Source organism: Halodesulfovibrio sp. (assembly GCF_015482765.1).
Lineage (GTDB): Bacteria > Desulfobacterota > Desulfovibrionia > Desulfovibrionales > Desulfovibrionaceae > Halodesulfovibrio.
This window is the reverse complement of record NZ_JADMLB010000044.1, coordinates 1-9,681: the sequence shown is the minus strand read 5'-3', so window position 1 is coordinate 9,681 and position 9,681 is coordinate 1. Positions and strand designations below refer to the sequence as shown.

Sequence of the window (9,681 nt, the reverse complement as noted above, 5' to 3'; positions counted from 1 at the left end):
TGCATAACAGCGGATGACGCTAGCTGATCTCTAAATCAATCCGATTCGCTATTTAATTGTCAAAGAGCTTTTAAAAAGCTCCGCTCGGCTAATTTGCCTCGCGTCGAGTTGGCGTTTATGCCAGCACGATCTTGCTTAGTCAACAAGTTTTTCAAAAAAAATAATTCGTTACTCAACTTGTTAGTTTGCTGCTTACCATTCTCAGGCGCAGAAGTATTTTTTACGAAAACGACACGTTCGTGTCAATAAGTTTTCATAAAAATATTTTCTGTTTCTTTGAAAAGAGCAATGCTGCTCAGCAGCAGCGGAGAGGAATCTACGCTCTTTTCTTCACAAGTCAACACGTTTTTTATTTTTCTTCACTGCTTTTTCTTATCTATCTGCTTTTATATGTTATTTTCTTTCCATTTTGTCACTATGGTCACGTTGTATCTTATAATCTGGCGTCCTATTCAAAGATGCGCTACACACTCCCATATACATAAGGAGAGCAAAATGGGTTTTCTAAACGCCAGTACTTCATTTACACGATATAAGATTACAGAGCCTGTTCCGAAAGAACTTTGGCCTGAAATTCCTGAGAAACTTCGACAGTTTGCATTTAAAGAAATTGAAGAAACCGCAGAAGAACGCGGATGGGGATGGGTATGTTTTGATGATATGCTCGACTCTTTCTGGCACACTGCCCCACCTGAAAAAGGTGCATACCTTACCTTCTCTTTACGCTTAGATACGCGTCGTATCCCAGCAGCAGTTATGAAAAAACATGTTGCTATTGCTGTTCGTGAAGAAGAGCGCAAGGTGAAAGAACAAGGTAAAAAGTACGTTTCCCGCGAACGTAAAAAAGAATTGAAAGAGCAAGTACAACTCAAGCTCCGTGCACGTACTCTTCCGGTTCCTGCAGAATTCCACGTTGTCTGGAATATGCAGACAAACGATGTATACTTCGCATCCACTCAAGCAAAGGTTCTCGAACTCTTTGTTGACTACTTTGCGCAGACATTCGGTCTCGATCTTGAACCGATGACCCCATATTCCCTTGCGATCTCCCTCATGGGTGAAGATGTCGCAGAAAAACTTGATACCCTCGAACCTGCAAGCTTCGCTTAGGAGACGTCATGGCTGATTACCTTGGTCAAACGACCGATATTATTCTTGGTCAGGAATTTTTAACATGGCTCTGGTTTAGAAGCGAAGTGACCAATGGCAACTTCTCTTCTAAAGAAGGTCGCCCATATAATTTATATGTTGAGCAACGTGTTTCCGTACAAGGCGGTGAAGGCGAAACTCTGGAAACAGCGACTGTATCCGGCAGCACCTCTGAATTAAAAGAAGCACGCCTTGGCCTTTCCATGGGGAAAAAAGTTACCCGCGCTCTGATTCGTATTGAACAAGACACAGAAGCATGGCAACTTACATTAAAGGCAGAAGATTTTTCTCTCGGTAGTCTGAAAACACCTAAAGTAGAAAAAGCGGATGCAAACGAGGAAGACGACGTTGATGGTCCATTCCTTGAAAAAATCTACCTTATTGAAAGTTGTCTTACGCTCTTAGATGATGCGTATAAAACCTTCCTTGAAACACGTCTTTCCAATGAATGGATCGAAACTGTTCAAAAAATGGGACAGTGGCTTAACAACTCGGAGTAGTACTCTACTATGGAACATGTGCCAGCGAGCGCGATAGCTCCTTCAGTTATCCTCCGCCGCATCTTATACAGAGTTTGTAAGAAGCTTGGCATGACTGTTTTAATTCTGTTTGGAATTACAGTCATTAGCTTTTGGGTTATTCACCTTGCTCCCGGCTCTCCTACCGATTTACAAACGACATTGAATCCACAGGTGGGTGCGGCATCCCGTGCCCGCCTTGAACGTTTGTACGGATTAGATCAGCCGGTTCATGTTCAATATTACAGATGGGTCAAACGCATTGTTCAGTTCGACTTCGGCAAGTCGATGTCTGGAGACAACCGACCTGTGTGGGACAAGATCAAAGAACGCATGCCGCTGACAATCGGTATGAATGTAGCTTCGCTGATCTTAACACTGCTTTTCGCCATCCCTATTGGAATAGGAGCCGCCTATTATCAAGGCCAATGGTTTGACAAAGCGAGTACCGTCTTTGTTTTCATCGGTTTTGCTATGCCGGGGTTCTGGCTGGCACTTTTACTTATGCTCTACTTCGGCATTTATTTGCAGTGGTTACCAATATCCGGCCTAACCTCTCTCGACTATGACAGCTTGTCGTTTTGGGGAAAGGCTGGAGATCTGGCCAAACACTTAGCTATGCCCGTTTTTATCTATACCTTTGGAAGCCTTGCCGGAATGTCCCGCTTTATGCGTTCATCCATGCTGGAAGTGTTACGACAAGACTTTATCCTTACAGCAAAAGCTAAAGGTCTTCCTTTGCACTCCGTTATTTACAAGCATGCATTACGCAACGCCTTGCTTCCTGTTATTACAATTCTCGGGCTTTCCATCCCAAGCCTTATTGGCGGATCGGTCATCATTGAATCAATATTTGCCCTTCCGGGACTCGGACAACTTTTTTATACATCAGTCTTAGCCCGAGATTACCCTATGATTATGGGGAACCTTGTTCTTGGTGCAGTTCTTACCCTTGCAGGTAACATGATTGCTGATCTTTGCTACGGCCTTGCAGACCCGCGAATCAGAAACACCGGAGGTGGTGCATAATGCTTTCTATCACCTCACGAGCTTTCTGGAGCAAATACGGCATGCTTACCGTTGGCCTTGTCATCGTCGGAACAATGACACTTGCAGCAATTTTCTCACCAGTCCTATCTCCATTTGATCCAGACGCCCTTAACCTTGACGCAATTCTACAACCACCATCTTTGGCACACCTTATGGGGACTGACGCTTTAGGGCGCGATGTGTTCTCTCGCATGCTGCATGGTGCACGCATTTCATTATGGGTTGGCTTTGTTGCTGTGGGGATATCCATATCTATCGGCTTGGTATTAGGGCTTATTGCAGGATATTTTCGAGGATGGGTTGATGAAACCATTATGCGCTTCGTCGACGTAATGCTCTGCTTCCCGTCATTCTTTCTTATTCTTTCTGTTATTGCTTTCCTTGAACCAAGCTTGATCAATATAATGATAGTGATCGGACTTACTTCATGGATGGGGGTAGCCCGACTTGTCAGAGCTGAAACTCTCACGCTACGCGAAAGAGACTTTGTTGCAGCATCCCGTCTCGCGGGGGCATCGTCAACTCGTATCATCGCACACCATATCCTCCCCAATGCACTGGCTCCTGTGCTTGTTTCCGCAACCCTTGGCGTTGCCGGTGCTATCCTTACAGAATCTGCTCTCAGCTTCCTTGGGCTCGGAGTTCAGCCTCCGACAGCAAGTTGGGGGAACATGTTACTGGAAGGAAAACAAGTTCTAGAAATTGCTCCATGGCTTTCAATGTTCCCCGGATGTGCGATCCTTGTCACCGTACTAGGGTATAACCTGCTTGGTGAAAGTTTGCGTGATATTCTAGACCCCCGTCTCAAACAATAGGTCAAATATTACGTACCACATTCCATGCATTGCCAAAGCGTTCGGCTGTGTATAAGAATGTTTCTACGACGATTTCTATATTTTCCTAAATCACTAATTACAGGCAGTTACAATGCTCGAACTTCTCCGAATCCGTCATCTGGCGTTAATTGACGATATGGAACTTGAGTTTTCAGGAAAAATGAATGTCCTTACCGGCGAAACAGGTGCAGGTAAAAGCTTCATTCTGAAAGCACTCAATTTTCTCACCGGTGATAAGATGCGCGCCGATCTTGTTCGTGCCGGAGAAGAAAAAGCACAGGTTGAAGCGTTGTTCCTCATAGACGGTGAAGAGTATATCATCCGGAGAGAACTTGTCGCAGCCACCGGAAGAAGCCGCCTCTACATTAATGATAAGCTGAGTTCTCAAGAAACTATCCGTACTCTTAAACCCAAACTTCTCGTCCATACAAGCCAACACGGACAGCAACAATTGTTGCAGCCCGCATTCCAAGAAAAACTCCTTAACGACTTTCTTCAACGTCCCGATCTGCTTGAACAACGCAGTAGCATTTTGAAAACGTTGCGGGAAATTTCTGCAGAGCAAGTTGAGCTTAGAGAACGGGCACGTACTCTTGAAGACAAACGTGATTTTTTAGAATTCCAACAAAAAGAAATTGCCAAAGTAGCACCTGAAGCGGGTGAAGAAGAAGAGCTTGAGGCGAAAAAACAAGAAACTCGTGAGCAGGGACTGGTACAGGAAGCGGTTGATCACACTCTGGGGCTCTTCTACACCGACAACGGCTCGTTAGCAGAAATTGTCAGCAGACTGGAAAACAGTCTGGATGCTGTTTGCCGATATATTCCAGATTACAAGCAGGAAGTGGAACGTATAATGGAGTTCCGCCACACTCTTGGAGAAGTAGAGACACGCCTGCGCAATCAGCCTATCAACCGTCCGGATGAAGATTCGATTGAAGAAATCGAATCACGCCTTTACGAGCTGGCTCAGCTGAAACGCAAGCTCAACAGATCTCTTGATGAAATCGTAAATATGCAGGAAGAAATTGAGGAAAACCTTACGTTCTTAGACACCTGTAAACTCGACCTGATTCTTCTTGAAAAAAGAGAAGACGAAGCCCGCGAAGAGCTTCAGAAAATTTTAGAACAGATCAATACACTAAGAAAAGACAAAGGCGAAGAGCTCTGTCGCGCTATTGAAACTGAGCTAAAAACTCTCGGTTTCTCAGAGCATGTCCATGTTGAATTTGAATTCACGCCTGCTGAAATTTATCCGGAATGCTTTGAGCATAAAGCCCGTCTCATATGGGTTCCAAACCCGGGACAAGCACCGCAACCTCTCGATAAAATTGCATCCGGTGGTGAACTCTCCAGATTTCTTCTGGCAGTCGTGGGACTGATGAATAAAGACGAAACCCCGACCCTTATTTTTGATGAAGTCGATGCCGGCATCGGCGGTATTACGCTAAACTATGTTGCTGACGCATTAAGCCTGCTGGCAGAACGTCAGCAAATGCTTTTAATTACTCACTGGCCTCAACTTGCGGCACGAGCAGAAAAACATTTCCTTGTAAGAAAAGAAGTTCGAAGCAGTGCAACATTCACAAACTGCAACGCACTTTCCGAGACCGGAATACGTAATGAGTACGAGCGAATGGCCGGCGGGGGACAACAAGGGGAAGCCCTTGCCCGTGAGTTACTTGGAACAGGATAAAAAAAAGCTTCACCACTTATGCGGTGAAGCTTTCTTTATATCTATTAATCGGCAACGTCTTCTTCACGAAGCTTCAGGTTAATCTCCATTCGGGCAACATTCACATCTGAAACCCAAACCTTGACGACCTGACCTAAAGCAAAGCGACGCGCTGTTCGCTCACCAATCAACTCATTTCGTTCTGACAGGTAAACATAATAATCGTCATCAATACTGGAAAGTCGAACCATACCTTCCGCCATGACTTCCTCCAGTTCCACCCAGAAACCAAATTCAGCCACACCTGAAACGACTCCTGTAAACTCGGCACCAACCTGACTCAACATGTAGAGCGCTGTAATACGCTTCATGATCTCACGTTCAGCTTCCATTGCTACACGCTCACGCTTATTGAGGTGCTCGCCTATGGTCTGAATTTTATCCAATTCGCGGACATGTTCATACCCTTTGACCTTGAGAGCATGTTTTAAGGCACGATGTACAATAAGGTCGGCATATCGACGAATAGGTGACGTGAAGTGACAATAGCAATCTGATGCAAGTCCAAAGTGAGTCTGGTGTGTTGCAGTGTATTGAGCCTGCATCATAGTGCGCAGAGTCAAACGGTTCACAACAAATTCCTGCTCTGTGCCTTCTGCAATTTTTAAAACCTTTTGAAGGTTCTTTGCAGACGGTTCGTTAGGAAAGGCTTCGCCAAGCTCGGTTCTATGCAACATTTTGAACAAACCAGAAAGTTTCTCCAGCTCCGGCTCTGGGTGCACCCTGTACAAAAACGCTGCATTAACTTGTGTAAGGAATCTCGCCACTGCTTCGTTGGCAGCAATCATAAATTCCTCAATCATCATATGACCAAAATGGCGAACCTTGCGATCAATTGCAATTGGATCGCCCGCAACATCAAACGTCACGGCTGCTTCAGGGACATCAAAATCAAGACTGCCACGATCATCACGTTTCTGCTTTAATAAACGGGCAAGCTCTTCTGCTCGTTCAAGCATAGGCAAAACAGGGGAAATGACAGCCCGTTCTTTCTCATCTTTATCAAGTAACGCACGTTTAATCTGACCATACGTCAGACGCGCTTTACTCTGAATAACAGCTGGATAGAACTTTGACTTTCCGTAACTGCCGTCTGCATAGAAGTATGTCTCAGCCACCATAGCTAAACGAGGCACACGAGGGTTAAGACTACACAATCCGTTGGAAAGCTCTACAGGGAACATTGGCTCTACAGACTGAGGGAAGTAGTAAGAGTTCGCACGGTGAACTGCTTCCTGATCCAATGCGGAATCTTCCGGTACGTAATGGCTGACATCAGCGATTGCAACCCACAGGCGATAGCCATCACGCTGCTCTTCTACATAAACGGCATCATCAAAGTCGCGGGCTGTGGCACCGTCAATTGTCACAAAATCTAAAGTTCGTAAGTCGATTCGATCTGCGAAGTCTTCTTCAGAAGGAACAGAAGGAAGCGCCTTTGCTGCTTCGATAACTTCATCAGGAAAGCTTGTCGGGATATCGTGATTAATTTTAACCAGACGTTCCTGAACATTTCCGTCTTCTTCTGCGCCAAGACTTTCTATAATTGTTGCAGACCACAAACCAGATTCTACAAGCTCTCCCGGTTCAACCATAAGAAGTTCATTCTTACGAGGCTTGCGTTCCAACGCATCACCGGTTGCTAATACAGAAAAGTTCAGGCGGGAGTCTGTCGGACGACAAATATAGCCGGCCTTGCCCATTTTTTTCAGCACTCTACAACTAATAGTATCACGAGCACGTTCCAAAATACGGACAATTCGCCCTTCCTGATTTTTCCCTTTTCCACCCGGCAACAGAGCAACAACGACAGTGTCGCCATGCATTGCATTACCAAAAGCATGCGGTGCAACAAAAATATCCGCACGGCGTTTATCATCCGGCAGCACAAAGCCAACGCCTGAACGTTGTACCTGAAGCTTGCCAGTCAGAAGGTGTAAATTTTTCGTTAGTCCCCAAGCGCCACCGCGCAAGCGGATAATTTTTCCATCTTTTTCGAGAAATTCAATCATCCCCTCAAGATCACGTCTCCACCGCTTACTCAAATGAAGAAAGCGATAAAAATCGTTCATCTTAATCGGGCGTTTCACTTCACGGAAAAGCTCAAGAATGTCTTTAGGTGAAATCGGACATTCGCCAGATCTCTTTTTTTTCTTTTTTACCATTATGTATGCTTTATACCTTGAACAATGGTTATTGGAAGCTTGTTACTATCCCACATTGCCACAGGTTATTGTTATATTATTTTTCATTTTTTAAGACAGGACGAGGGGTAGCTGTGGATACCGTTGATCTCTTTCTGCCCTTTTTTCTGGTTTCAGAAGCCTGACGCAACTGCGTCCATTGTTCCTTCCACCAATCTTCAAATGTTTTTCCTGTAAACAGGGAATCACCAAACTTTGTTCTCAGAGCAAATGTCCATACCTCAATGCCTAAAACCTCAGGAATTTTCACGGCATCTTTAGGGGTACAAACCAGTGGAAGCCCCACATTGCCCATTTCTGCAATCTCAGATTCTGTATACGCATGGTGATCTGCAAAACGCTGATGTTTATATGGAGAACGCCCCATAAATCGTTTTGCCGTTTCTTCAACCTGAGCCGGCTCACCGACCCCGTTAAAAAGAATATAGTTTTCTAATATGACAGGACGTTGTTTTTCTTTTTTCTTTTCATACACTTCGACAGCTGCGTCACTCACTGGAATCAGGTGCTGGGGAACTAATGAAAAACTAAATACCGGCACACCATATTTTCCAAGACGCTCTTTAATAACATCTTTCAGCGGAGCAAGCGAGTCTGCTTTTATAAGAAAAGCATGGGCTTTTGCCAAAGCATTCTGCCCTTCTCTCCATGAACCGGCAGGAATAACCCTGTCCCATTCAGAGGTAAAATCTTCAGGCTTCAGCAACACCAGATTAAGATCTCGTTCAACAGCTAGATGCTGGAATCCGTCATCCAAGATCATTAAATCAGGTCGAAATTTTGTTTCTGCCCAAGCTCCAGAACGCTTCCTGACCGGATCAACAACAATTTTTGCTTTGCGATGTGCACTCGCAAGCATAACAGGTTCATCACCGGCTTGAGCAGCGGTGCTTTCCGGTGTCACCAAATACGGAAACCTAGGCGGAGATGCTTTGTACCCTCTTGTAAGCACAACCGGTGAATAATGATGTTGCTCAGTCCACTCTAAGAGCCAGCTCACAACTGGAGTTTTTCCACTGCCTCCCCAGCTAATATTCCCAACAGAAACACATGGTGCCTTTGGAGAAAATTGTTCCTTCGCGCCGGAGTCATACTGTTTCCTACGGCATGACATAGCTAAAGAATAAAGTTTACTGAACGGATACAAAAGCGGGTACAGTGCTCGCTGCACTGGCAATGAAGACATAACCTCTCCTGAAGGCTGGCAGTTTCAATTTGAGTATATTCGGTGTCGGAAAATATGTCTCATGTAAAAAAAGGAGAGCCGTTGCAGGCCCCCCTTATTTTCATCTTCATAATGCGAATGGAGAATACTATTCGCGGCCTGCTGCAAACAGACGGAGCAACATAAGGAATAAGTTGATAAAATCAAGATACAGAGTCAAAGCACCAAGAATGGTACCACGACGTACAGCGGTTGCATCATCAGCAGGCATAGACTCGCCCATTTCTGCAAGACGCTGAGTATCGTAAGCAGTGAGACCGGTAAATACGATTACACCGATTGCGCTGATAACAAGCTGCATTGCGCTGGACTGAAGGAAGATGTTCACAACCATTGCGATAATGATACCGAACAGCCCCATCATCATAAAACTACCCATGCTGGTCAAATCACGCTTCGTGGTCATACCGTACAGGCTCATCGCACCGAACATCCCCGCAGCGGTAAAGAACGCTGAAGAAACGGTGCTTGCTGCGTACACGAGAAGAATAGCTGAAAGTGTTACACCGTTAAGTGCACTGTAGAGCATGAAAAGTCCAGTTGCTGCGCCAGCGGAAAGTTTGGCAATACGCGCGCTCAGGTACATAACCAAGCCAAATTCAGCGATAATCAAACCGAAAAAGGTAAATTTACTTCCAAAAACAATCTGCTGAATTGCAGGTGAGGTAGCTGTAAACATTGCAAATACAGCGGTCACAAGAAGACCCAGCATCATCCAGCCGTACACACCGCGAAGGTATGCATTAACAAGCTCAGCACGGCGTACATTAGGTGCTGCTGCATTTCGTCCTAACATTCCATCCTCCGGAATTAGTTATATTCGAGTTTATACTATGTTTTTTAATTTGTTAAAATCACGGTATCAAGCCCACAACCGTATTGCAAGTCTATCAGTACCGGTAGATTTGTTAAATAAAAAAAGCCCGGTTATATAACCGGGCCTTTTATGGGCGTACGATGCGGTTTG

8 protein-coding genes are annotated in these 9,681 nt (G+C 45.1%); 5 read left to right on the top strand and 3 right to left on the bottom strand.

Features of this window, described 5'->3' with window-relative positions; genetic code table 11:
- Positions 1 to 495 precede the first annotated feature (495 nt).
- The 5 genes from rdgC to QZY95_RS07075 all read left to right on the top strand — a co-directional run bounded on the left by rdgC (position 496) and on the right by QZY95_RS07075 (position 5,246).
- Positions 496 to 1,110, top strand: a complete 615-nt coding sequence (rdgC, locus tag QZY95_RS07095) for a recombination-associated protein RdgC (RefSeq protein WP_290921239.1) — start codon at positions 496 to 498, stop codon at positions 1,108 to 1,110.
- A gap of 8 nt (positions 1,111 to 1,118) precedes the next feature.
- Complete coding sequence (locus tag QZY95_RS07090) at positions 1,119 to 1,649, top strand: hypothetical protein (RefSeq protein WP_290921233.1); 531 nt, start codon at positions 1,119 to 1,121, stop codon at positions 1,647 to 1,649.
- Positions 1,650 to 1,739: 90 nt separating this feature from the next.
- Positions 1,740 to 2,696, top strand: a complete 957-nt coding sequence (locus tag QZY95_RS07085; protein WP_290921229.1) for an ABC transporter permease — start codon at positions 1,740 to 1,742, stop codon at positions 2,694 to 2,696.
- On the top strand, positions 2,696 to 3,532 hold the full coding sequence (locus tag QZY95_RS07080; protein WP_290921225.1) for an ABC transporter permease: 837 nt from the start codon (positions 2,696 to 2,698) through the stop codon (positions 3,530 to 3,532). The genes QZY95_RS07085 and QZY95_RS07080 overlap by 1 nt, the downstream gene beginning before the upstream one ends.
- Before the next feature lie 112 nt (positions 3,533 to 3,644).
- Complete coding sequence (locus QZY95_RS07075) at positions 3,645 to 5,246, top strand: AAA family ATPase (RefSeq protein WP_290921220.1); 1,602 nt, start codon at positions 3,645 to 3,647, stop codon at positions 5,244 to 5,246.
- A gap of 44 nt (positions 5,247 to 5,290) precedes the next feature.
- Here the strand turns inward: QZY95_RS07075 and rnr are convergent, their stop codons facing one another.
- From rnr to QZY95_RS07060, 3 genes are all read right to left on the bottom strand, one after another.
- Positions 5,291 to 7,450: a ribonuclease R gene (rnr, locus tag QZY95_RS07070; protein WP_290921217.1), complete on the bottom strand. Its 2,160-nt coding sequence runs from the start codon at positions 7,448 to 7,450 to the stop codon at positions 5,291 to 5,293.
- Positions 7,451 to 7,526: 76 nt separating this feature from the next.
- Entirely contained in the window at positions 7,527 to 8,675 is a 1,149-nt protein-coding gene (gene lpxK / locus QZY95_RS07065; protein ID WP_290921214.1) for a tetraacyldisaccharide 4'-kinase, read from the bottom strand.
- 127 nt (positions 8,676 to 8,802) lie between these two features.
- The gene (locus tag QZY95_RS07060; RefSeq protein ID WP_290921211.1) at positions 8,803 to 9,510 is read right to left on the bottom strand and encodes a Bax inhibitor-1/YccA family protein; all 708 of its coding nucleotides are present in this window, start codon (positions 9,508 to 9,510) and stop codon (positions 8,803 to 8,805) included.
- Positions 9,511 to 9,681 lie beyond the last annotated feature (171 nt).